The organism is Corynebacterium accolens (assembly GCF_023520795.1).
Lineage (GTDB): Bacteria > Actinomycetota > Actinomycetes > Mycobacteriales > Mycobacteriaceae > Corynebacterium > Corynebacterium accolens.
Window position 1 is genome coordinate 2174245 of the sequence record NZ_CP046605.1, and the last position, 23484, is coordinate 2197728.

Annotated in this window: 16 protein-coding genes; 4 read left to right on the forward strand and 12 right to left on the reverse strand. The window is 59.4% G+C overall.

Annotated elements, in window-relative coordinates; all coding sequences use genetic code 11:
- Together CACC_RS10320 and pta are read right to left on the reverse strand one after the other, a co-directional pair.
- The gene (locus tag CACC_RS10320) at nt 1–1224 is read right to left on the reverse strand and encodes an acetate kinase (RefSeq protein ID WP_005279435.1); all 1224 of its coding nucleotides are present in this window, start codon (nt 1222–1224) and stop codon (nt 1–3) included.
- On the reverse strand, nt 1225–2592 hold the full coding sequence (gene pta, locus CACC_RS10325) for a phosphate acetyltransferase (RefSeq protein WP_005279433.1): 1368 nt from the start codon (nt 2590–2592) through the stop codon (nt 1225–1227). It abuts the gene before it with no gap.
- A gap of 228 nt (nt 2593–2820) precedes the next feature.
- Between pta and CACC_RS10330 the strand changes: the two genes are divergently transcribed.
- Nucleotides 2821–4182, forward strand: a complete 1362-nt coding sequence (locus CACC_RS10330) for an FAD-dependent oxidoreductase (protein WP_035108528.1) — start codon at nt 2821–2823, stop codon at nt 4180–4182.
- A gap of 11 nt (nt 4183–4193) precedes the next feature.
- Here the strand turns inward: CACC_RS10330 and purT are convergent, their stop codons facing one another.
- The 3 genes from purT to CACC_RS10345 form a co-directional block, all read right to left on the reverse strand.
- The gene (purT, locus tag CACC_RS10335) at nt 4194–5546 is read right to left on the reverse strand and encodes a formate-dependent phosphoribosylglycinamide formyltransferase (RefSeq protein WP_005279429.1); all 1353 of its coding nucleotides are present in this window, start codon (nt 5544–5546) and stop codon (nt 4194–4196) included.
- Nucleotides 5547–5710: 164 nt separating this feature from the next.
- Nucleotides 5711–6454 (reverse strand): class F sortase, encoded by a 744-nt coding sequence (locus CACC_RS10340; protein ID WP_005279426.1) that lies wholly within the window; start codon nt 6452–6454, stop codon nt 5711–5713.
- A gap of 133 nt (nt 6455–6587) precedes the next feature.
- Nucleotides 6588–10139, reverse strand: a complete 3552-nt coding sequence (locus CACC_RS10345; RefSeq protein WP_244262159.1) for a VaFE repeat-containing surface-anchored protein — start codon at nt 10137–10139, stop codon at nt 6588–6590.
- 1675 nt (nt 10140–11814) lie between these two features.
- On the opposite strand from CACC_RS10345, the gene CACC_RS10350 reads away from it, so the two are divergent.
- Entirely contained in the window at nt 11815–12267 is a 453-nt protein-coding gene (locus CACC_RS10350) for a hypothetical protein (RefSeq protein ID WP_005279422.1), read from the forward strand.
- A gap of 135 nt (nt 12268–12402) precedes the next feature.
- On the opposite strand, the gene CACC_RS10355 is transcribed toward CACC_RS10350, so the two are convergent.
- Nucleotides 12403–13695: an adenylosuccinate synthase gene (locus CACC_RS10355; RefSeq protein ID WP_005279420.1), complete on the reverse strand. Its 1293-nt coding sequence runs from the start codon at nt 13693–13695 to the stop codon at nt 12403–12405.
- Nucleotides 13696–13783: 88 nt separating this feature from the next.
- Here CACC_RS10355 and CACC_RS10360 point away from each other — a divergent pair, with 88 nt between their 5' ends.
- Nucleotides 13784–14599, forward strand: a complete 816-nt coding sequence (locus CACC_RS10360) for a diacylglycerol kinase family protein (RefSeq protein ID WP_035108555.1) — start codon at nt 13784–13786, stop codon at nt 14597–14599.
- Between the two features lie 124 nt (nt 14600–14723).
- Here CACC_RS10360 and CACC_RS10365 read toward each other — a convergent pair whose 3' ends face one another.
- Nucleotides 14724–15950 carry an FUSC family protein gene (locus CACC_RS10365; RefSeq protein ID WP_005279417.1) on the reverse strand — a complete coding sequence of 409 codons (1227 nt, stop codon included), beginning with the start codon at nt 15948–15950 and terminating at the stop codon, nt 14724–14726.
- Between the two features lie 177 nt (nt 15951–16127).
- Between CACC_RS10365 and CACC_RS10370 the strand changes: the two genes are divergently transcribed.
- Complete coding sequence (locus CACC_RS10370; RefSeq protein ID WP_244262158.1) at nt 16128–17186, forward strand: HNH endonuclease signature motif containing protein; 1059 nt, start codon at nt 16128–16130, stop codon at nt 17184–17186.
- Between the two features lie 309 nt (nt 17187–17495).
- Here CACC_RS10370 and fbaA read toward each other — a convergent pair whose 3' ends face one another.
- The 5 genes from fbaA to CACC_RS10395 all read right to left on the reverse strand — a co-directional run bounded on the left by fbaA (nt 17496) and on the right by CACC_RS10395 (nt 23439).
- Nucleotides 17496–18530, reverse strand: a complete 1035-nt coding sequence (gene fbaA, locus CACC_RS10375) for a class II fructose-bisphosphate aldolase (RefSeq protein WP_005279414.1) — start codon at nt 18528–18530, stop codon at nt 17496–17498.
- Nucleotides 18531–18703: 173 nt separating this feature from the next.
- The gene (locus tag CACC_RS10380) at nt 18704–19909 is read right to left on the reverse strand and encodes a glycoside hydrolase family 76 protein (RefSeq protein ID WP_005279413.1); all 1206 of its coding nucleotides are present in this window, start codon (nt 19907–19909) and stop codon (nt 18704–18706) included.
- A gap of 53 nt (nt 19910–19962) precedes the next feature.
- Nucleotides 19963–20736, reverse strand: coding sequence for a TrmH family RNA methyltransferase (locus tag CACC_RS10385; RefSeq protein ID WP_005279412.1), 774 nt, complete (start codon nt 20734–20736; stop codon nt 19963–19965).
- Nucleotides 20737–20740: 4 nt separating this feature from the next.
- A complete protein-coding gene (gene pyrE, locus CACC_RS10390) occupies nt 20741–21295 on the reverse strand; it encodes an orotate phosphoribosyltransferase (RefSeq protein ID WP_005279411.1) in 555 nt (184 codons plus the stop codon).
- Between the two features lie 77 nt (nt 21296–21372).
- Nucleotides 21373–23439, reverse strand: a complete 2067-nt coding sequence (locus CACC_RS10395) for a hypothetical protein (protein ID WP_005279410.1) — start codon at nt 23437–23439, stop codon at nt 21373–21375.
- Nucleotides 23440–23484 lie beyond the last annotated feature (45 nt).

Sequence of the window (23484 nt, forward strand, 5' to 3'; positions counted from 1 at the left end):
CTACTTAAATAGGCCGGCCTCGCGCGCCTGGGCGGCGACCTCCGCAGACTTCTGCGCGATGGCCAGCTCCTCGTTGGTGGGAACCACCAAGACCTTGACGGGCGAATCATCGGTGGAGATGACCCGCGGCTCATCGGAACGGACGAGGTTGCGCTCCTTATCAAAGTCGATGCCGTACATATCCAGGTTGTACAGCGCGTCCTGGCGCACCTCGGTGTCGTTCTCGCCCACGCCGGCAGTGAAGGTAATGGCGTCCACGCGGCCTAGGGCAATCATGTAAGAACCGATGAAGCGGCGCAGCTGGTGGATGTAGATGTTATACGCCAGCCATGCGTCTTCATCGCCCTTATCGATGTGCTCGCGCAACGTACGGAAATCATTAACGCCCGCGATGCCCTTGACACCGGATTGCTTATTGAGCAGCTTATCGATGTCGTCGATGCTCATGCCTGCCTGGCGCACCAGGTGGAAGATGATGCCTGGGTCGATATCGCCGGTACGCGTACCCATGGCGAGGCCGGCCAGCGGGGTAAGGCCCATCGAGGTATCGATGGCACGGCCATTGCGGATGGCTGCTGCCGAAGCGCCATTGCCCAGGTGCAACGTAATCTGGTGCGTATGCTCCGGATCGCGGTCCAAGATCTTCGGCACCTGCTGGGAGACGAACTGGTGGGAGGTGCCGTGGAAACCGTAGCGGCGGATATCGTATTTGGAGGCGACCTCGCTATTGATGGCATAAAGCGCTGCGGCCGGCGGCAAGGTATTAAAGAATGCGGTATCGAAGACCGCCACGTGGGGAATATCCGGCAGGATCTTGCGCGCCACGCGGATGCCGTCCAAGTTGGCCGGGTTGTGCAGCGGGGCCAGCGGGATGAGGTCCTCGATCATCGATTCAATTTGATCCTCGATGAGCTGCGGTTCCGAAAAGAGGCGGCCGCCGTGCACGACGCGGTGTCCCACGGCGATGATATCGACGTCTTTCGTTCCCACCTGATGATCATCCATCAGGTCGAAGGCGCGCTTTAGGCCAAAGGAGTGATCGGGAACTTCCAGTTCTTCGGTGAACTTTTCCCCGCCGACCTTGATGGTAATAGCGCCGCTCGGCTCGCCAACCTGTTCCACCAGGCCAGATACGAGTGGATCATCCGTGGCACTAGCGGTTGGGTCCACTAGCTGAAACTTGATGGATGAGGAGCCCGAGTTGAGGACCAGTACGTATGACATTTATTTCTCTCCAGCCTGGATAGCGGTAATGGCAACGGTATTGATGATGTCCGGAACGGTAGCGCCGCGGGATAGATCATTGACCGGCTTGTTCAGTCCCTGCAGGATGGGGCCCACGGCCAAGGCGCCGCCGGTGCGCTGCGCGGTCTTATAGCCGATATTGCCGGCATCCAGATCGGGGAAGACGAAGACATTGGCCTTACCGGCGACATCGGAATCCGACATCTTCTTTGCGGCAACACCCGGATCGCAGGCGGCGTCGAACTGCAGCGGGCCGTCCACCTTCACCGAGGAATCCAGCTTCTTGGCGGCCTCGACGGCCGCGATGGCGCGCTCGACGTCCGGGCCGGTGCCGGAAGCGCCGGTGGAGTAGGACAGCATGGCAACGCGCGGGTCGATGCCGAACTGGGACGCGGTTTGCGCGGAAACAACGGCGATTTCGCCCAGCTGTTCCGCGGTGGGGTTCGGGTTCACGGCGCAGTCGCCGAAGGCCCACAGGCGACCGCGCATGACCATCAAGAAGATGGAGGAAACCACCGAGGCATTCGGCTTGGTCTTGATGATCTGGAAGGACGGCTTAATGGTGTGGGCGGTGGTGTGGGCGGCGCCGGAGACCATGCCATCGGCAAGCCCCTTGTGCACCATCATGGTGCCAAAGTAGGAGATGTCCTGCATGGTCTCGCGGGCCTGCTCCAGGGTCACGCCCTTCTTCTTGCGCAGCTCCGCGAAGTCCGCGGCGAATTCCTCCGCAAGCGGCGATTCCAGGTGGTCAATGATATCGGCGCCCGAAATATCCAGCCCCAGCTCCTTGGCGCGGGCCTGGATATCGGATTCCTTGCCCAAGATAGTCAGCCGGGCGACCTCATCGCGCAGCAGGGCATCGGCAGCTTCAAGGATGCGATCATCATCGCCCTCGGGCAGGACGATGTGGGAGCCGGTGGAACGGGCCTGGTCAATGAGCTGCTTCTGGAAGAGGTCCGCAGACATGACGGGCGCGGTCTCCTCGGCGGCCTGCAACGCACCTGGCACGGCCTCCAGATCGGTGAAGACGCCGGCAACGGTGGCGCCGAGGGACTCTGCCTTGCGCTGCGCCAACTCCGCGGCGCGCTCTGGGGCGCCGGAGATAATGACCAGCGGTAAGCCCAGCGCGGCGGCGACCTCCGCATCGAAGGAGATCTCACCGGTGCCTTGGACCAGGAGGGCATCGGCAGTGGCGGTGGGCGCGTGGGCCAAAACATCCGCCACGGTGGGGTCGAAATCTTCTAAGCGGAGCAGCTCAGCGCCAAGACTATCCGCCAAGGCGGGAATATCGAGGCCGTCGAAACCGCGGCCGATGGAGCTTAACACTGTGGACTGGGATGCAGACATGCGGATTACCTTTCCTTTGCCGTCACGGGAACACTTGGAACACGCGCCGTAACATTATGCCGTACATCACAGTTACTAGCACGTGGTGACGTCTCCACTGTACGTGAATCAGACGCTTTTCCGCGCCCCGGCGCCCTCCTAAACTGGGGGTTGTGAGCACCGTGACAATTAATGCATGGCCACCGCGTAGAATGTGAGAAAAACCCAAAGAAAGGACACCCTGAACAGATGACTAGCCCAGTGCGTGTCGCCGTGGTCGGCTCCGGACCGGCCGGCATTTACGCCTCTGACCTCCTCGTAAAATCCGATGTGGACGTGCAGATCGATCTCTTTGAAAAGATGCCCGCGCCCTTTGGTTTGATTCGCTACGGCGTCGCCCCGGATCACCCGCGCATTAAGGGCATCGTGCAGTCGCTGCACAACATCATGGAGAAGGAAGAAATCCGCTTCCTGGGCAATATCGAAGTGGGCAAGGACATCACCGTCACGGAGATGCGCGATTACTACGACGCCATCATCTTCGCCACCGGCGCCACCGCCGATAAGGAAATGGGAATCCCCGGCGAGGATCTCGAGGGCAACTACGGCGCCGGTGAATTCGTGGGCTTTTATGACGGCAACCCCAACTTCGAGCGCGACTGGGACCTGTCCGCGGAGTCCGTCGCCGTCGTGGGCGTGGGCAACGTTTCGCTCGACGTGTCCCGCATCCTGGCCAAGACTGCCGACGAGCTGCTGGTTACGGAAATCCCAGACAACGTCTACTCTTCCCTGAAGGAAAACCGCGCCAAGGAGGTCCACGTCTTTGGCCGCCGCGGCCCAGCGCAGGCCAAGTACACACCAAAGGAGCTCAAGGAGCTCGATGAGTCCCCCACCATCGAGGTCATCGTCAGCCCGGAGGACATCGAGTACGACGAGGCTTCCGAAGAGGCCCGCCGCGCCGCCAAGTCCACCGACCTGGTCTGCCAGACCCTGGAGTCCTACGCCATGCGCGAGCCAGGCGATGCCCCGCACAAGCTCTACATCCACTTCTTCGAGTCCCCAGTAGAGGTGCTTGGCGATGCCGGCCACGTCACCGCCATCAAAACCGAGCGCACCCAGCTCAATGGCGATGGCTCCGTGAGCGGTACCGGCAAGTTCACCGAGTGGCCCGTGCAGGCGGTCTACCGCGCGGTGGGCTACCACCCGCAGTCCGTTGACGGCATCCCCTTCAACGAAACCACCGCCACCATGCCCAATGACGGCGGCCACGTGCTTGCCAATGTCGACGGCGAAAAGCTCCCCGGCCTCTACACCACCGGCTGGATCAAGCGCGGCCCGGTGGGGCTTATTGGCAATACCAAATCCGATGCCAAGGACACCACCACCATGCTGCTGGCGGACTACAAGTCCGGCGACTTAGAGCCTGCGACCAAGCGCGATCCGCAAGACATCTTGGATCTCCTAGAGTCCCGCGATATCGCCGTGACCACTTGGGCCGGCTGGCACCGCCTCAACTCCGCCGAGCAAGCCGCCGGCGAGCCCCACGGCCGCGAGCGCATCAAGATCGTCGAGTGGGACGAGATGGTCAAGCACGCAGGCCCGCAGCGCTAACCAGCGCCGCGCTAGTCGGTATCGTCTACGCCTGAGGTCAGCTTGGGGTCGAGCTCGACCCCGCCCTCGTATTCAACGACCTCGATATCGGGCACGTTTTCCGCCTGCGGGTCGATGCCGCGCGCACCGCCCTGCGCGAGCAGGCCAGGCGTGGAGGTCACGCTCACCTTGTGCGCCGCCAGCGCGGCGCGGTCGCGGGCCTCTTCCACCGTTTCCGCCGTCGTGGTCACAAGCCCCATGCGCCGGCCCTTATAGGCATCGGGCTTGCCAAAGAGCTTCACGTCCGTCTCGGCATAGTGGAGGGCGGAGGCGATGCCGGTAAAGGCGACATCGGCAAGCGGCTCCTGCGCGTGCAAAAACATGCTGGCGCCCGGGGTTATCAACGTGGCGTCGATGGGATAGCCCAAAATGGCGCGGGCGTGCAGGTCAAACTGGGAAAAGCGCTGCGTATAGGCAGTGAGCATCGCCGTATCCGAAGGCCGCGGGGAGACCGAAGAAAAGTAAACATCATCGCCGGCGACGAAAAGCTCCACGCCGTACACGCCGCGCCCGCCCAGCTCATTGGAAATGCGCGCCGCAACCGAGCGCGCGTTCTCCAGCGCAATCTCGCTCATGCCGGTGGGCTGCCACTCCTCAATCAAATCGCCCTTCTCGTGGCGGTGGCCAATGGGCTCGCTAAACCACGTGGCCAACTTGCCCGTGGCCGGATCGATGGACCGGATGGCCAAGAGCGTAACCTCCAGGTCGAAATCCACGAAGCGCTCCGCCACCACGCGCTGCGAATCCGAAGACACGCGGCGCACCGTCTCCCACGCCTCGCGCACGTCCTCCACATCCCGCGCCAGCATGTGGCCCTTGCCCGAGGTAGATACGTCCGGCTTCACGATGCACGGAAACCCCAGCTCCGTCGCCGCCTCTTCAAGCTCCTCTACCGAGGTGGCAAAGCGGTAGGCCGAGGTCGGCAGGCCAATATCTTCTGCCACCGCGCGCACCCGCTCGCGGTCCTGGGTAAGGGCGCAGGCGCGCGCCGTGGGCACGACGACGGCGTCGCTAGACTGCTCGACCTGCTCCAGGGCCTCCACCGCGACGATTTCCACCTCCGGCACCACGTAGTGCGGCTGAATCTGCTGCACCAATTCCGATACCTGCGCGGCGTCAGTAATATCCGCGACATAGCTATAGTGCGCAACCTGGTGCGCCGGCGCCCCCTGGTACTTATCCACCGCGTGCACCTCAAGGCCCAGGGACTGGAAGGAAATAGCCAGCTGCTTTCCCAACTCGCCCGCGCCGAGCAGCAATACCTTCGTGGCATTGCCCGTCAGCGGCGTGCCGATATGACCGGCGATTTTGCCTGGAATATCCATGACTTTGCTCCTTTAATTCCGCTCCGAGCAGCAGATACTTCCCCAAATTATTTCATAGATGCCCGCCGCAGCCTGGACGCACATGCGTGAAGTGCACAAACGCAAGCGCCCGGCCCGGGAAAATCTTCCTCGAGCCGGGCGCTTCTAAGCCACAGGGCTACAAGCTATGCCTGCGGTTGTTCCGGTGGGACCGGGGCATCGACTGGCTCTGCCACGGTAATGATGTTGTCCTCATAGCCCAACGCACCACCGACGAACTGGCCGCCGCAGGTGATAAGGACCAAGCGGTTGACACCATCCCTATCGTTAACCACCTCGGGCATATCCGCGCCCTTGGCCAGGCGGTACGGCTTTTCCGTCACGCGAAAGGTGCGCTCCTCACCATCGATGACCACGGTGAATTCCTGGTTTTCCTGCAACCGAGTGAATTTCTCCGCGAAGCCGGTGCCTTGGCCTTGGTAGTTCACGTGGCCGGTGATCACGCTGGAACCGACATTGCCCGGATCACCCGGCACGGCCGAGGCGGAGTACCAGCCTAGGCGGGAGACATCGTGTGGCGGCAGCAGCACGCCTTGGTCCGTGACCTGGACCGGATCTACGGCCGCGTAGTCTCCGTCGATGCCCACGGACATGCCTTCGAAGCCGTGGAATTCGCCCGGAGCCGGCTCGAATTCGTGCTCCTGCGCGCCCGAATCATCAACAAAAGCATCGGGCTTGTCCGCAACGCCTGCATCTTTATCTGCCGATGCGCTTGCCGATGCCCCCGCATCACCCTCATCCCCCTCCTTATCGCTGCTTAAATACAGCGCTAACTGGATCAGCACCAGAATTACGGCTACTACCAAGACGATAAATCCGATGATCTTGCCCCGGCTCATGGGGTCTTTGCGGCCGGTCTCCTCAGACATTGCCCCGACTCCTTTTAATTGTCGCTTGAGTTCAAATGGAAAGTCCCCTCCAGCGTGTTCGGTTACACCCTGAAGGGGACTTATCGTGTTACATCTAGGCGCTATTGCCTATTAGCTGTCCAGCGTGGGCAGGCTACTGAATGTAGCTCTGCATGCCCGACTCGAGCTGGGTAGCACCAGATGGCACGGACTTAATTTCTGCACGTCCGGCATCGGATGGCAGCGGGTTACCAGTCTGGCCTGGCACGTGGCCGTTAGCTTCGGAGCCGTGGTGCTCTTTACCAGCGTGCTGACCAGCATCGCCGGGCTTATCCTCACCATTGCTTTCCGGAGCATTGTGGTCCCCCTGGCCCTCGGAGTCCTGCTTCTTGGAGTGCTCTTCCGACTGATCCTTCGGCTGCTCCTTTGGTTGCTCCGTGGAATGGTCATGGCTGTGGTGACGGTCATGGATGATCTTGCCCAAGCCGATGCCCGGAATCAGGATTGCCCACCATGGAATCTTGCCCTTAGACGGCTTGCCCGGGGTCTCAGAATCCTTGGACGCGACCGTCTGATCTTCGTCAGTGATGTCCTTGTGCTCAGCAATCTCATTCGACTGCTCAGCATCCGGAGTCTCCTCACCGTTCTTATCAACCTGGGTGGAGGTCAACTCCTCAAACGCAACCGCAGCCTCAACCGGCTCCGTCACATCATCGTTAACGGTGATCTCCACCTCAACGCTGCCTGTAGATTTCTCTGGAACAAAGGTCTTGTGCCCGGTTCCCAGAACAGTCATACCGTCCTGCTTGTTAATCAGCTCAGCGTTCAAGGTGTATTCCTTACCCGGAACCAAACCCTCATAGCTGACCTCATCAACAACCTCAGCACCGGCAACAACCTCATGCGAACCGTGAGCAAAATCAGCGTTGGTAGAAATCCACGGCTCATCCTCAGACGAAGTCGTGTCCTCGTCCCCGTGGGAAATCACAGTCTGGTCTGCATCGTCGATGTCCTTATGCTCAGCAATCTCATTCGGCTGCTCAACATCCGGAGTCTCCTCACCGTTCTTATCAACCTGGATGGAGGTCAACTCCTCAAACGCAACCGCAGCCTCAACCGGCTCCGTCACATCGTCATCAACAGTGATCTCCACCTCAACGCTGCCCGCAGACTTTTCCGGAACAAAGGTCTTGTCACCAGCGCCCAGAACAGTCATACCGTCCTGCTTGTTAATCAGCTCAGCGTTCAAGGTGTATTCCTTACCCGGAACCAAACCCTCATAGGTAATCTCATCGACAATCTTGGCACCAGCAATAACAGCGTGGGAGCCCTCTTCGAAGTCAGCGTTAGTGGTGATCTTCGGAGTCTTCTCAGAGCCCTCGGAGGTCACAGTCTGGTCATCATCATTGATGTCCTTGTGCTCACCAACGTGGTTCGGGTTGTCCTCATCGGTCGGCTTATTCTCACCGTGCTTATCCACCTCGGTGGAAGTCAACGTCTCGAAAGCAACCGCAGCCTCAACCGGCTCAGTTACATCCTCATTGACAACGATAGTGACAGCCTCAGTGCCATTAGCGCTCTTCGGAGTGAACTTGTGGCCCTTGGTCTCGCCCAGAACGGTCTTACGGTCTTCCTTGGAAATCAGCTGGGCATCCAAAGCGTATTCCTTGTTCGGAACCAGACCCTCGTAGGAAACCTGGTCGACAACCTTGGCACCAGCAACAACCTCGCGCAGGTCGCCCTCGAAGTCAGCATTAGTGGAAACCTTCGGGGTCTTCTCGTCGTTGCCATCAGTAGGCTCGCCTGGCTCATCCGGCTTGCTCGGAGTCGTCGACTCGCAATCCGAAGGCTTATCAGACTCAGAGGTCTCGGAAGCTTCAGAGGACGTGGTCTCTACAGACTCGGACTCAGAAGGCTCGCTGGACTCAGACGAAGACGGTTCCTCAGACTCGGAAGGCTTCTCGCTCTCCGAGTCGCCCGGCTCCTCAGACTCACAGGTCTCACTGGTCTTCGGGGTAGAAGAATCCTCAGAAGAAGGCGCAGAGGTCTCACCCTCGCCACCATCACCAGGCTTACCCGGAATCTCCTCGGTAGTAGTGGTGGTCTGCGGGGTAGTAGTCTCAGAAGGCTTCTCAGACTTTACAGTCTGATCCTTATCGTTGATGTCGGTGTGGTCGGCGATGTCATTCTTCTTACCAGTGTTGGAATCCTCGCCGTCCTTGTTCACTGCGGTAGAGGTCAGGTACTCAAAAGCAACTGCCTCATCAACAGTCTCGATAACACCTTCATCAACAGTGATCTCGACTTCCTCGCTGCCCTTGGAAGCGGAAGGTACGAAAGTCTTCTCACCGTGGCCAATTACCGCGTAGTCGCCGTTCTCATCCTTCACCTTGGAACGCAGCTCAGCATTCAGAGTGTATTCCTTGCCAGGGACCAGGTCCTGGTACTCGACCTTATCGGTGATGACAGTGCCAGACTTAATCTCATCGCCCTCAGCCTTCTCAGCCTTGGTGCCGATGGATGGCTTCATTTTAGAGGTTACGGTCTGAGCTTCATCCTCGATGTCGCGGTGCTCGGCAATCTTCTCCTCATCAGAGCTCGGAGTTTCCTTACCGTTCTCATCGACCTGCTTGGAGTACAGATCCTCGAATGCGACGGCAGCCTTAATGACTCCCTCAACATCGTCCTTGACCTTGATGTCAACTACCTGCTCACCAGCAGACTTATCCGGGGTGAAGGTAGCTTCGCCCTTGCCGACGACCTCGTGCTCACCCTTGTCATTCACTGCCTTGTTTCGCAGCTCTGCCTTCAGGGTGTATTCCTTACCCGGCACCAGGTCGGTGTACTCGACGGTGTCCTTGACAGTAACGCCAGCCTTTACCTGAGTAGCGTTGTCAAAGTCAGCATTGGTATGAATCTCCGGCTTCCACTCAGTGTTGACGGTCTGCTTCTCATCGTTGATATTTTCGTGAGTAGCGATCGTGTTCTCATCAGTTGAGTTAGAGGTGTCCTTACCGTCCTTATCTACCTCGGTAGATACGAGCTTCTCGAAGGCAACCGCTGAGTCCACAGCAGGATCTGCCTTGTCGTTAACGACAATCTCAACGTCCTTCTTGCCAGCAGACTCATCCGGAACAAGCTCCGTAGAGCTTTCACCCAGTACGGTCTTGCCATCGGCCTTGGAGATCAGTTTCGCCTTCAGGGTGTAGTGCTTACCCGGAACAAGATCCTCATACGTCACAGTGTCAATAACCGTGGCACCCTTTTCCACACGGTTGCCGTCCTTGATGGAAGCTTCCGTTTCAATCTTGGGCTCAAGATCCTTCTGCTGCTCGCTAGTAGTAGGAGTCGGTTCTGGATTAGGTACTACATCAGTCGTCTTATCCGGAGTCGTCTCGGAGGTGGTGTCCTTCGGAGTGGTCTCTTCAGAATCAGACGGCTCAGGATTCTCAGTCGTTTCGTTCGGAGAAGTCTCCCCGCCAGGGTTTTCCGGAGTGGTCTCGTCCGAAGGATTCTCCTCAGAAGAGGTCGTGGGCTCTTCGGAGTTACCACCATTGTCAGGCTCATCAGGCAGACCAGGCTGGTCTACCGGAATGACAGACTGTGCCTTTGAATTGCGCTTGTTGTTCGGATGCACAACAGTAATAAATGCATCTGCAGGCTGCTTTGCTATCTCCACCGTCGAGTCTTTTACAAGCTGCGGCATAGCTTCGGTTCCCTCAATTTTATAACCCGTAAGCGCCGTAAAATCTTCGTGCGATCCAGTAAACCCTGGGAAATAGTCTTTGCTATTCCCTACAATCGTTTTAAAAGGTAGATACTTTGGGTTCTGAGGCGAATTGAGGAACATCAACAGGTAGACGTAATAGTTAGCAGCCGATTTTTTATCCCCTCGGACAGCTGCAGCTTCCATCTTCCGTCCGAGATTAATGACGGCGTCGTGATACCTCTCATCGAACTCAAGTTTCGTAGCGTTCTTCTTCTTATACGCTTCGAACGTATTGAGAGGGGTTTTAGCGTGCGGTTCAATACACCACGCCCAGCCCACATCATTATTTTTGTTTCCACCATTGTTAAAGCCGGGCCCTGCTGGCTCTCCCGCCCAAACAAGCAAACCCCAGGAGTAGTCCGCGGCGAAATGCTGTGGATCCTTTTCCTCCTTCTTAAGTTCGTTGCCCAATGTACTATTGGGCGTAAAATCGGTAGGCTCAGCAGCCTCCGCCTTCACTCCCGGAACGGTGACCATTGCCGCAATAACCGCAATTGCAGCAAGCACCGCGGTTAAGACGGACCATCTCTTCCGAGATAGACCTAACACTCCGCTCATCTTTTCCCCTTAAAAAGGACGCATTCTTACAACTTTTATCTGGACAGCTTGCCTTTCAGCTGTACAGACATCACTCATGAAATCTTGAACCCAAAGTAGGCAACACTGGTTCATAAAATCAGTGAGGAGCCTTTAATTGCTCCTTTGGCAGAGTACCAATAAGGGCACCGATAGCGCATAAGACAAGTCTTATTAGCATGGCAAATCAACAACTTTGCGGTCAATAGATGCCTTCCAATAAGAGGCTTAACAAAAAAGACAACCCGGCCCAAATAGACCTTTGTTCGAAAATGAAGTTGGCGGGTTAATTATTATTATCTGATAGATAAATGTAGGCTTGGAGAACATTTAAAAACCCCATTTACACCGTTAACCCTAGGTGCCAGTTCATCACTCTCCGGAATAAAATGACCCGAAACACCAGGGGACATCCCCGATTGCCCCCCCATTTTGTGAAACCCGCCACTTAAAAGCGGCCCCAAGACTCAAGTTTGGCCAGTTCTTCAAGTGCGACCATATGTTCGCGTCCTTATAGCTCCGGCTAACGCGCAGTTGCATATGTTTTTCTTCTAATGTCCAGTCAAGAAAACTGTACTCAATTAAGAAAAGTTCAAAAAAGTTCTTCAGATCACAGTTAAACGTGGACAACACCACTTAAATTTGCACCCTGTGAAGGCGTCGTGCATCTTTTCTAGTCCTTTTCTAGCGCGCGATAAAAACTCCGCCCTCCATTCCCTTTCGGGAAACTCGGCAGCTCTATGAACAAAACCCTGAATGTTCACTTTCTCCACACCAATAGGGCCTGGGCGACACCCATGCTCGAGATATATTACATTTCACTTAATAATCCGGAAATGTCTGAAATCACGTTTTCGCTAAGACCAACGCAGGCCAGATAACCATAGGAACTTCCTGCCATTTAATCAATTTAGCAACAGCTAATTATCTATTTAATGGAAATGTCAACAACGATTTTTACGTGTAGTTAACCTTCTTACACGGTGCTAATATTTCCATCGGTTCAATAAAATTTACCTTTTAGAAAGGACCGAAAATGTCTATTCCTTCATTTATTGCAAGCGCCGTGGCTGCAGTGCTGCCCCTAGCAGGCAGCATCGGCCCAGTCGATGCTCAGGACCAGCTCGCTGAGCCGGACGTGCACCACACGGCCGAAGCGGAACAATCCACCACGGACCAGTCCCCCGAGCCGGGCGCCCACGCCGATAAGGGCCGCATCACCGGCGACAAAGAAGACATCATCAACGGCGCCGACGAGGAGCAATCCACGCCGAATCTGCAGAGCGGCAAATTGGCTGTGCAGCGCGAGCTCGCACTTGCTACGCAGGAGCTTGGTCACGAGTTTCTGAACATCAATTTCCAGGACAACCACACCGCGCACCTAATTTTCCTGGAAACCTATAACCCGGATACCGATCAGGCAGCCGTAGACCGCGTGCTCAACGCGCTCAAGATCAACGGCTACGACAATCTGACCGCCTCGTACTAAAAACCACGAGCAAGCTCGACACCTGCCGAGGATCAAAAAAGGGCGAAGTACCTCAACCTGGTACTTCGCCCTTTACTTTGTCGTGGCCCGGCGCGGTCCTAGCCAGGCACGCGCTCACGGCAGCGACACTGGGGGTTACTGATCCTCCATCACATCATGGCGCACAATGGTCTGGTCGCGGCCGGGGCCAACACCGATATAGGAAATGCGACAGTCGGATAGCTCTTCAAGGCGCAGCACGTAGTCTTGCGCCTTTTGCGGGAGCTCTTCAAAGGTCGAGCAGCCCGTAATGTCTTCTTCCCACGCGGGCATGGTTTCATAAATCGGCTCGGCGTGGTGGAACTCGGACTGGGTGACCGGCATCTCGTCGAAGCGCTTGCCGTCGACGTCATAAGCCACGCAGATAGGAATCTCCCCAATGCCGGTGAGCACATCGAGCTTGGTCAGGAAGTAATCCGTAAAGCCATTGACGCGCGTGGCGTAGCGAGCGATCACGGAATCGTACCAACCGCAGCGGCGCGTGCGGCCGGTGTTCACGCCGACCTCGCCGCCGGTGGTCTGCAGATACTCGCCCCACTTATCAAAGAGCTCCGTGGGGAACGGGCCGGCACCCACGCGGGTGGTATAGGCCTTGATAATACCCAACGAGGTCTTAATCCGCGTCGGCCCAATGCCAGAGCCAACCGATGCCCCACCCGCAGTCGGGTTCGAGGAAGTCACAAACGGATAGGTACCGTGGTCGACGTCCAACATGGTGGCCTGGCCGCCCTCCATGAGTACATTGTGGCCATCGGCAAGCGCTTGGTTCAGCTCGAGCTCGGCGTCGATGACCATGGGGCGCAGGCGCTCGCGGTAGCTGAGGAAGTACTCCACAATCTGCTCGGCCTCGATGGCCTTGCGGTTGTACATCTTCACCAGCATCTGGTTCTTAATCTCCAGCGCGGACTCCACCTTCTGCCGCAGGATGGACTCGTCGAAAACATCCTGCACGCGGATGCCAATGCGCGCGACCTTATCGGCATAGGTCGGCCCGATGCCGCGGCCGGTGGTACCGATGGCGCGCTTGCCCAGGAAACGCTCCTGCACGCGGTCGAGGGTCTGGTGGTACGGAGCCACGAGGTGCGCGTTCGCGGAAATCTTCAGGCGGGAGGCATTCGCCCCACGCGCTTCCAGGCCATCAATCTCATCAAAGAGCGCCTCGAGGTTAATCACCACACCATTGCCCAGCACGGGAATGGCATTTTCAGAAAGAATCCCAGCGGGCAGGAGCTTCAGCTCGTATTTTTCACCGCCGACCACGACGGTGTGCCCGGCGTTATTGCCGCCGTTCGGCTTGACTACGTAGTCAACTTTCCCGCCGAGGATATCGGTAGCCTTGCCCTTGCCTTCGTCGCCCCATTGGGCGCCGACAATGACGATCGCTGCCATCTTTTAAGTCACTTCCTCATTATTGAAGCCAAAATACGCATTTACCTTACACTTTTCTGGCCGCAATAGCCCACGTAGCATGTTGTGCATGCGTTTTTTGTTCCTCCGCTGCGGCGCCCCCGACGTTGATTTGCCCGCAGAGGCCTATGATCTTTCGGCCGTTCCTTCCCGCAAGGAGCTCGCGCTTGTCGATGCCGCCGCCACCAACCTCCTCCCCCACGACCCCACGCCTTCGCTTGACGATATCGCCGCGCAGCCCGATGTCCGCCACCTCGGCGCCCCTGCCGCCGCCCCGCAGGAGCCTTACTTAGAGGACCGCCTGCGCGTCGTCGTCGCGGGCTCGGATTCGGCGCTCAACGCCGTCATCACCCGGCTCATGCGCGCCGATAACCTGTGGGCCGAGGTAGCGTTCATCCCCACGGGCGAGTCGGCCGCCGCCGCCAATTGGGGCCTGCCCGGCGCGCCGCAAGAGGCCCTCGAGCTCGCCCGCACCGCCCCGGTTCGCCCGGTGCCGCTCATCCGCAACGATTCCGGCCAGGCCGTCGCCGGCTCAGCAACCATCTCAGATTGGTCCAATGGCCCGCTTACCGGTGAAATCATCATCGATGACGCTACCCTCGCCGCCTCCGGCCGCGGTACTTTTGGCGCGCGGCTGGTCCCCATGACCGATGCCCCGGGCATCCTGGCGGCCCGCGCGACATCGCCAGTCGAGCCCGAAGGTCGCCTGCGCTCCCTACTGCGCAAGCCCGGCCGCCTCGACCCGGACTCCGTCCGCACCGGCCGCGCGGTCCAGGCGGGCGGCCCCCAGCTGCGCGTGCTTGTCGATGCCATCCCCCACAAACGCCCCCTCACCCGCGTCACCTTCTACCGCCACCTGCGCGACCTCCAAGTCGTGCGCCCCTAGCCTCCTTCGCAGCTCACGCCGGTTCAGCCAGCTCACCCCGTCTCCGCTGACTCGGCCCTCGGTTGACTCAGCTCGCGCAACTCGGTAACCGCCCCGCTCGGCGGATTTGCGGGGCGGGGTCCTGCTAATCCTGCCCCTTCTGTTTATCGCTCGGTTTATCGTCGCGCTCCCACACCTCCGGCGGGTATGCCGGGTGCGCAGAGGTAGGAACCAGGTGCGCGACGGCGGACTCGCGCGAGAGCCCGCACACCATGAGCATGTCCACAACGATGGACCTCGTCTGCGCGAGGATCGTATACGCGGAAAGCGTCGCATCTTCTTCGATAAGATCCATGCCCGCTTGGCCGCCCACGTATCGCAGCCGCTGTACGAGTTCGGGTATCTCTATCGCCTCGTCGTGATCCCGCTTTTGGCGGCCGTAGAGTTCTCCCACCGCGAGGATAATTTCTGATAGTTCTTCTAGGAGCTCTAGCTGCTTATCGGACACGGTATCGCCGTCTTCGGTAAGCACTAGCGCGCGGCGCGAAAGCACCCGTACCCCGCGCACCGCGTTATCTACCGGCAAGAGGATACGCTCCAGGGAGCGAATATTCCTGCGCGAGGTCCACAAAAGCGGCGATACTTCCGATGCCTCCCTGCCCGACTGCGCCGCGCTCAACAGCGTATTCACGTCATTTTGCGTGCCGCGCACCGCATCGCGGGCGTCGCGAATGATCTCGGGATTGGTATCGCGGATGCCATGCGTGACGTCGTTAAGAATGCTCGAGGCAATCCTCAGCACCTTCGACACCTCGCGCCGAGCCTCCTTCAACGGCGAATTAGGGATAAGCGCGATCGTGATAAGCCCAATGCCGGAACCAATCATCGCGTCGATGGCCCGGTGCAGGCCACCCGGCCCCTCGGTGGGCGGAAAAATCGTGGCAATAAGGATGGATCCAAAGACAATCTGGTTGGATACCAGCGGCGATTTCGTAATAAAGGACCCCACCACCAGGCCCGCTCCCACGATGAACAGGATCTGGAACGGGCCCTGCCCCACCACTTGGAAGAGCAGATCACCCAAGGCCACGCCGACAATGCCGCCCAGCGACATCTCCACCGCCCTTTTCATCCTGTCCCCGCCCGAAAGCCCCAGGATGATGACGGCCGAGATGGGCGCGAAGAACGGCTGCGGATGCCCAACGACGGAGCTTGCCACCCAATACGCCAATGCGGCACCCACGGTGGCCTGGATTATATAAACGAAGCGCGAACGGATGCGTTGCAGGCGCGATACTACTGAGCGGTCCACCACCCGCAGCATTTGCCTCGTTGAGACTCTTTGTTTCGCTTCCGACATGACCTCCAGCATAGAAGACCTCCCTCTACCACCGCCCCCGTGCGTCCGCATCCCGGCCCGCGCCAAGTTGTGGATAACGCGCTATATGCGCGCCTCAGCGACCCCCGCAGCGCGAGAATTCCACAGATTTGCTGTTTCGCCTTGCGCATCCATTGCCGCGCACCCGTGCCGCTTTTACGGTCAGGAGTCGTGAACACAGAATTTTTGCAACTTTGCCGTCGCGGTGTGGACCTCGTCGCCGAGTTTCAGGGATGCTCCGAACAAGAGCTCATCGAGGCCGGCGCCAGCCAGCTCCTCGCCGCGCAACTCGCCCGCCTGCAACACACCTATTTCGGCCGCACTTCCAATAGCCGCAAGCAGCGCCTTGCCTGCGAGGCCGCCCGTTCCCGCGGCCACGACCTCGCAGTGCTTGAAAGCATCGAGTCTTTCGCCCACCGCGTTAAAGACACCAACCGCAGTTGGGACCTCCGCCTGGAGCTCTGCCGCGCAGAAGCCCACCTGATTCCGGCGATCGCAAAGAAGCGCCTCAAACAGCTCAACCCCGCCAAGCGTCCCTCCCACGGCGTGCGCTATACCCGACGCCCCGATGGTCCCCACACCATCTCCATCACCGCAGATCCCACCGATATCGCAGATATCAAAGGCGTTCTCGCCTCCGTGGATAAGGAAAACCCGCTCGCCGCAGCCAAGCAGGTAATCCTCGAGGGCAATCCCGGCGCACTCCCCGCGGTGCACACCAACGTGATCATCACCCTTGACCAACTAGATCGCATCACTGCTAGCCAGGGTGATGACATCATGCTTCAGCTTTCCAACGGCGCACGCATGTCCGGCGCCCAGCTCGTGGCCCGCACCCTCGCCCAGCGCGGTTACGTCAGCTTGGTCCACCCCGAGCACGGCGCGGTAAACCTGTATCGCACCGAGCGCATGGCCAGCTGGAAGCAACGCATGCTAGCCCGCGCGGAGCATCCCATCTGCGCGTGGCCCGGCTGCTCCACGCCTGCCGATGACGCCCAAGTCCACCACCTCACCGCCTGGGCCGCCGGCGGTCCCACGAACCAAGAAAACCTCGTAACGCTCTGTGCCCATCACAATGCGGTGAATCAAGATGATGATTCCCGCCCCACCGCCCGCGGGCGCATGGTCCGCATCGAGGGCCGCATCGCCTGGATCCCGCCGTGGAGCGGTAACCCGCGGTTTATCCCCTCGCCCGCCCATTCACCACGCCCAACAAGGAGTTCCCCCTAGCCCTCACCCCACCCAGTCCGGCTGGTCCGCCTAGTCCACCGGGATCGCTGAGTCCGTCGTCTCCACGTGGCCTGGCCAGCCTCCCTTTCTGCCTACTCTTCCCAATCTGGCTTATCTGACTGATCTGGCTTACCTGACTGCCCTGGCTGGCATAGCTTGACTGGCTCATCTCCGGCAAAGGCCCCGCCACATGCTCGCGCCCCACAGTCAGACTAAGAGATAGGTCCAGGGATAGGCCCAGAAATAGGGAAAAGCCGCCTCCCATACAGGGGGAAGCGGCTACTTCGTCGTGCCTAGTTTAGGCTCATCCTACTTAGCCGTGGTCTTGCCCACGGAGTGGAGGTCCTGGCATGCCTCGATGACGCGCTCGGACATACCCTGCTCTGCCTTCTTCAGGTAAGAGCGTGGGTCGTAGACCTTCTTGTTGCCCACCTCGCCGTCAATCTTGAACACGCCGTCGTAGTTTTCCATCATGTGGCGGGCCACTGGGTTGGTAAACGCGTACTGGGTATCGGTGTCCACGTTCATCTTGATGACGCCGTAGCGCAGCGCCTCTTCGATCTTCTCCTTCTCGGAGCCGGAACCGCCGTGGAAGACGAAGTCAAAGGCGTGCTCGCCCTCGCTCAGGCCGAGCTTCTTCTGCGCAACCTTCTGGCCCTCCAGCAGGACCTCGGGGCGCAGCTTCACGTTGCCCGGCTTGTAGACGCCGTGCACGTTACCGAAGGTAGCGGCCAACAAGTAGCGGCCCTTCTCGCCGGTGCCCAGGGCATCGATGGTCTTTTCAAAGTCTTCCGGAGTCGTGTACAGGTTATCGCCGGCCTTAGCCTCGACACCGTCTTCTTCGCCGCCAACGACACCAATCTCTGCCTCGAGAATGATGTGGGCCTTCTTCGCCTTTTCCAGAAGCTCCTGGGCGATGACCAAGTTTTCATCGATCGGAATAGCAGAGCCGTCCCACATGTGGGACTGGAAGAGCGGGTTCTCACCGCGGTCAACGCGCTCCTGAGAAATAGCCATCAGCGGACGAACGTAATCGTCCAGAACTTCCTTCTGGCAGTGGTCGGTGTGCAAGGCGATATTAACGCCGTAGTGCTTCGCAGCCTCGTGTGCGAAAGCGGCTAGCGCCAGAGCACCGTTAACCTTGTTCTTGACCGCGAGGCCAGAGCCGAACTCTGCGCCACCGGTGGAGAATTGGATGATGCCGTCAGACTCTGCCTCGGCAAAGCCCTTCAGTGCTGCGTTGATCGTTTCAGATGAGGTGCAGTTGATGGCCGGGAACGCGAAGCCGTTCTGCTTCGCGGTGTCCAGCATCTGGTTATACGCCTCGGGGGTTGCAATTGGCATGAAATTCCATCCTTAACTGGGATTGCGGTCAAACACGTTCCAACAGCCAATTATGCCCACATTTCCGGAATCCCGCCGTAAAATTTCTGTGACATTTCCTGTGTTTACAGTTTAACTCTCACAATGCCGCGCCCCGCACAACAAACCCCGCAGCGAAATGATCAACGGCGAGGTTAAGCGCGGCCCGATTTTTCGTGCAGGTCACGGGTCACCCGGGCGCACGCCTCCAAAAGCATCCAGCCCGATAGCTGCACGGATAGGTCACGCTCATCCACGCGAATAATGCCCATCTTTTCACTCACGGTCGTGTGCCCGAAGCCGTAGTTGTGGGGGAGCCGGGCATCGGCAGTCCAGTCAGAGCCAAAAATTGGCAGGCCATCAACCTCGAGCCGGTGCTCCCACACGGATTCGGCAGATGCCATAACCATCCGGGTCGCTAGCTTCTTGGTAGCCCGGTTGGCGGGCGAATCCCCGGGCAGGCGCACGGCGACATCGGCAAGATAGCGCATCAGGATGCCCTTAAACAGGCCACCGTCACCGTCACCGGTCTCCCAATCCACAACGCCAGACGGAGTCGCCATCCCGGAGGCAATAGCCTGCACCAGGCCACGGATTTTAATGATGTAGCTCATCATCTCGGAGGCCAGCTCGGCCTCGTAGACGTTGTCGATCTGCTCCAGCTTGCCGATGCTCGATTCCTCCCGCATCGCCAACACAATCTCCAGGCACGCCCCCAGCATCACGCCTTGGCAATAGGGGTGGACTTGTTTGACGATCTCGGGGCCATCCATGCGCATGCGCACGCCGTCCATGATGAAGCCATCCTCATTGACCAAATTGTCGTAGACCCAGTCAACGATGCGGCGAGCCGCGGTGATATCTCCCATCCGCGCGAGCATGATGGCTCCGGGCCCGTTAGCCGGCACATTCATGAAGTTCTCGCCATCGCGCCACGGCAATATCCCCAGCGAGTCATCGAGGCCCTCGGCGATATTGCGCTGCAAAGACGCCAACGCCTTGGGTGGTTTCATCTTCTTCACCTCGCCCACACGCCCGAAGGCAAGCGCGAGCCAGGCCTTGTCATCAAAGTACTTATTCTTGGTCAGCTGCGTCAGGTTCCGGACGCGAATCCCGCGCGTGGTGTCAAGGATGCGCTGGCGGAGGACCTTGGTGTTCTTCCGCTCCGCGGCATCGACGAGGCAGTCGAGGTAGTGCGCTTGCCACCAGTAATGCCAGTGCACGAGGAGCTTTTCTTTCGTGGTGGGCGGCCAGCTGACGATGGCGAGGTTGGTTCGCGGCAGGCCCCATACGGAATGCGCATGGCGCTCATCGATGGCGGTTTCCGCGAGTTCGGCGCGGTGGGCCCACTTTTCTTCCACGTTTTCTTTATCACTCCAGTAGCAAGGTTTATTACAGTTAGTGTAACGATCTCTTACCAGGAATTGTTCAGATCGGCGTGCTGCCGGATCCAGGCATGCATGGCGATGCCCGCGGCCACGCCAGCGTTGATGGACCGCGTGGAGCCAAATTGCGCGATGGAGCAGGTCATCAGGGCGGCGTCTTGCGCGGCGGCGCTGACGCCGGGGCCTTCTTGTCCGAATAGCAGCAGGCTGCGCTCAGGTAGTTCGGCGGTTTCGAGGGGCACGCAACCGGGGGTGTTATCGATGGCCACGACCGTCAGGTCTTCCTCAGACGCCCAGGCAATAAGCTTATCGACGCTCTCATGGTGCCGCAGATGCTGATACCTATCTGTCACCATGGCGCCGCGGCGGTTCCACCGCCGCCGCCCCACGATGTGGACGGTATCGACGGCAAAGGCGTTGGCGGTGCGCACGACGGTGCCGATATTGGCGTCATTTTCAAAGTTCTCGATGGCTATATGCAGGCTGTGCCGCCGCTTATCGATATCCCCCTTAATCGCCTCCCTCCGCCAATACCGATACGCGTCGACGACATTGCGACGGTCGCCCTCACGCAGCAGCTCCGGATCGTATTTGTCCGCCTCCGGCCCTTCCGGCCAGGGCCCTTCCCAGGGCCCCACGCCGTGCCGGCCCTCATTCCATTCGGTCGGACCCTTCGCCTCCTCGGGCTGCTCTCGCTGTTCTCGCTGCTCCTGCTGCTCCTGCTGCTCTGGTTGAGCAGTACTCTCGCCGCGCACACCCTGCCCAGTCTGCGCGTCGTGCCCAGTCTGTGCGTCCTGCTCCATCTCGTTACGCGAGTCCAAGGTCGTCCAAGCCAAGCAGGGAACGGTACTCAAGGCCCTCGGCCGAGATGACATCCTCGGCGCCGGTAGCGCGGTCAACGACGGTAGCCACGCCTACTACTTCTGCCCCGGCCTCGCGCAATGCGGCGACTGCCGTGAGCGGCGAGTTGCCGGTCGTGGTGGTGTCCTCAACGACCAGCACCTTCTTTCCAGCCACATCCGCGCCCTCGATACGGCGCTGCATGCCGTGCTTTTTGGCTTCCTTGCGCACGACGAAGGCGTCGATATCGCGGCCATCGGCATGCATGATGGAGGTGGCAACCGGATCCGCGCCGAGGGTGAGCCCTCCCACGGCCGCAAAATCCCAATCAGCGGTGAGCTCGCGGAGCAAGGAACCGATGAGGCGGGAGGCTTCGTGGTGCAAGGTCGCGCGGCGCAAATCAACGTAGTAATCGGCCTCTTTGCCCGAGGACAAAGTCACCTTGCCGTGCACAACGGCAAGCTCCTTGACCAGTTCCGCGAGACGCTTCTTCTTGTCTTCTTGCAGGTGCACTTCAGTCATCGCATTGCTCCTTCTTTAGAGTTTTCTTCGGCATATGAGGAAAGTCCTGGCTATGTGGGCCAACGCAACATTCTAGGCTACTCCCCCTGCCGCGGCCCCGACTCGTCCTGGCAGTCTTTATCGCGTGCAGCGGCTGGGCCACTGGTGTTTCTGGAACGACCTCGAGAAGAATCTCTGGATGGACCCGTGGACGAGCCTTCGGCTGAACCTTCGGCCGCGTCTTTGGCCGCACCTTCGGCCGTATCTTTGGCCGCGTTCTTGGCCGCGTCTTTGCCCGGGCCTGGGGAGGCATCGCCGAGGCCGCCGCTGAAAGAGCCGCCAAAAGCGCTGCCAAAAGTGTCACCGAAGATGGAAGCCTCCCCGAATTGCCGGCGCGGCAGGCGGGCGGCGCCTGAATCGGGGGTGGGGCGCTCATTGCCATCGGCAATGGCATCGACCTCGTCCGCCCCAATCGCCGTGTGCTCAACCGGGCCGCGGGTCTCGGAGTACGTGCGCGACGGCATATCCAATGGTTCCTCCGGCCTTTGGATGACCGGCCGGGAAAACTCCGGCTGTCCCACCGACGTTGTGCCTCCCACTGCTTCAACCACAGGCGCGGCGGGAATTTCCCTGGCTGGGTCTAGGTCCTCGAGGTGAATGGTGTGCACGGAGGAGGAGCGGGGTGGGAGGACGCGGGCGGCATCGGCAAGCAATGCCAAGGGCGGGAGCATTGCTTCCCAATCCGCGGTGCGCGAATGCTTGGTGGTTTGCGCCAAAACCCACTCGGTTTCCAGCCACAGCGCCGACACCACTTCCGGCATGCGCTGCAGCGCGATGCGCACGCGCTCGTCCACCATCCGCTCCGTCACGCCGCGATCGGAGGAATATACCTCAAACCCCTCGATGTTCATGGCCAAAAGCAGATCCTCCGACATCTCGGGCTCTTGGCTGTCGAAGCGCTGGAAATCAATGACCACATCCGATGCCGCCCCCGTCCTCATCGCCATCACATTGACGCCGTCGATATCCATCAGCAGCATTTCGTGGCCGTACACATTGCCGGCGACGATGTCTTTCGGCGCGGCGCCAGAGGAGGCGACTCCCCTCGTCCATTCATCGACAAGGTACTGGTCCGACTTCATGTACTCAAAGCCCCGGGTTTCCGCCCAGTTCTTGCGCTCCCGGCGAATGGTGCCAGGGATAAGCGGCCGCGGCCTTCCCACAGGTTTAGGCTTCGCGTGAGCTTCCGGTTGCTCTTCAGTTCCCTTCTGGCCCGCCTCGTCGGAGGAGGCATCCGCATCCGATTCCGTATCTTCAGCTGAGTCCGCAGCAGGGTGAATGCCAGAGCCTGCGCCAGTTTCCGCGGCCTTTTCAGTGTTGCCTGCGGTGTGAGCACTGTCGACGCTCTCGTTAGTGCCGTCAGTGTCGTTGCTGTCGTTGCTGTCGATACTGCCGTTGCTGCTGGCCCTGCCGGCACCGTCTGCGCCGGATGCAGGGCCTGCGGTTGTGGCGTCGGTTGTGTTGCCCTTTACGACATCATTTTCCGAAAGAGCTTCGGACTCGCTGGCACGGCGGGTGTCGCTGGCGCTGCGGTGCGCATCGTCTGCAGTGCGATGGTGACGCCCTGAAGAGGTAGCGGAGGAAGAATCGGATTCAATATCGGGGGACGGCGAGTACTTTGCCGCGAAACTGGAGGAGGATTCAGCACCGGCTTCATCTTCAGGTTCTGCGACCGCATCGGTGTCTGGGGCGCCTTCGGTGTCCGCAGTGCCTTCGGTGTCTGGGGTGCCTTCGGCATCCTGGTCACTGCCGTCAGCATGGTCAGTGTCGTCAGTGTGATCAGTGTGAGTAGCTGCGCGAAAAGGCGCGCCCTGGTCTTCCCGAGTGCCCAATTCTACCCAGGTGTCCTGGTCTCCTTGGGCGTCCTGGTCTTTCCCGTTGTGTTGGGGCTTCTCGCCTTGAGATTGTTCCGCCGCCGAATTATCGGAATCGCCTGCAGCGGTGTCCTGCCGCTGGGTATCCGTGTCGTGGTGGAAATCGGTGTCCTGCTGGGATGCGGTGTCTCGCTGGGCATCGGTGGCGCGCTGCGTGCGGTCGTAGTACAGCAAAAAGCCACCGGCGAAGCCGAGTACGAGCGCGAAAATCAGGAGTAAAGAAGCCATCATCTCCCGATAATAATAGGTACCGGCACCCCACGGTGCCGGTACCAG

Bases quoted from the DNA above. Each gene is read 5' to 3' on its own strand.
- CACC_RS10320 (WP_005279435.1), bottom strand. From the start codon at position 1,224: ATGTCATACGTACTGGTCCTCAACTCGGGCTCCTCATCCATCAAGTTT.
- pta (WP_005279433.1), bottom strand. From the start codon at position 2,592: ATGTCTGCATCCCAGTCCACAGTGTTAAGCTCCATCGGCCGCGGTTTC.
- CACC_RS10330 (WP_035108528.1), top strand. From the start codon at position 2,821: ATGACTAGCCCAGTGCGTGTCGCCGTGGTCGGCTCCGGACCGGCCGGC.
- purT (WP_005279429.1), bottom strand. From the start codon at position 5,546: ATGGATATTCCAGGCAAAATCGCCGGTCATATCGGCACGCCGCTGACG.
- CACC_RS10340 (WP_005279426.1), bottom strand. From the start codon at position 6,454: ATGTCTGAGGAGACCGGCCGCAAAGACCCCATGAGCCGGGGCAAGATC.
- CACC_RS10345 (WP_244262159.1), bottom strand. From the start codon at position 10,139: ATGCCGCAGCTTGTAAAAGACTCGACGGTGGAGATAGCAAAGCAGCCT.
- CACC_RS10350 (WP_005279422.1), top strand. From the start codon at position 11,815: ATGTCTATTCCTTCATTTATTGCAAGCGCCGTGGCTGCAGTGCTGCCC.
- CACC_RS10355 (WP_005279420.1), bottom strand. From the start codon at position 13,695: ATGGCAGCGATCGTCATTGTCGGCGCCCAATGGGGCGACGAAGGCAAG.
- CACC_RS10360 (WP_035108555.1), top strand. From the start codon at position 13,784: ATGCGTTTTTTGTTCCTCCGCTGCGGCGCCCCCGACGTTGATTTGCCC.
- CACC_RS10365 (WP_005279417.1), bottom strand. From the start codon at position 15,950: ATGCTGGAGGTCATGTCGGAAGCGAAACAAAGAGTCTCAACGAGGCAA.
- fbaA (WP_005279414.1), bottom strand. From the start codon at position 18,530: ATGCCAATTGCAACCCCCGAGGCGTATAACCAGATGCTGGACACCGCG.
- CACC_RS10385 (WP_005279412.1), bottom strand. From the start codon at position 20,736: ATGGAGCAGGACGCACAGACTGGGCACGACGCGCAGACTGGGCAGGGT.
- pyrE (WP_005279411.1), bottom strand. From the start codon at position 21,295: ATGACTGAAGTGCACCTGCAAGAAGACAAGAAGAAGCGTCTCGCGGAA.
- CACC_RS10395 (WP_005279410.1), bottom strand. From the start codon at position 23,439: ATGATGGCTTCTTTACTCCTGATTTTCGCGCTCGTACTCGGCTTCGCC.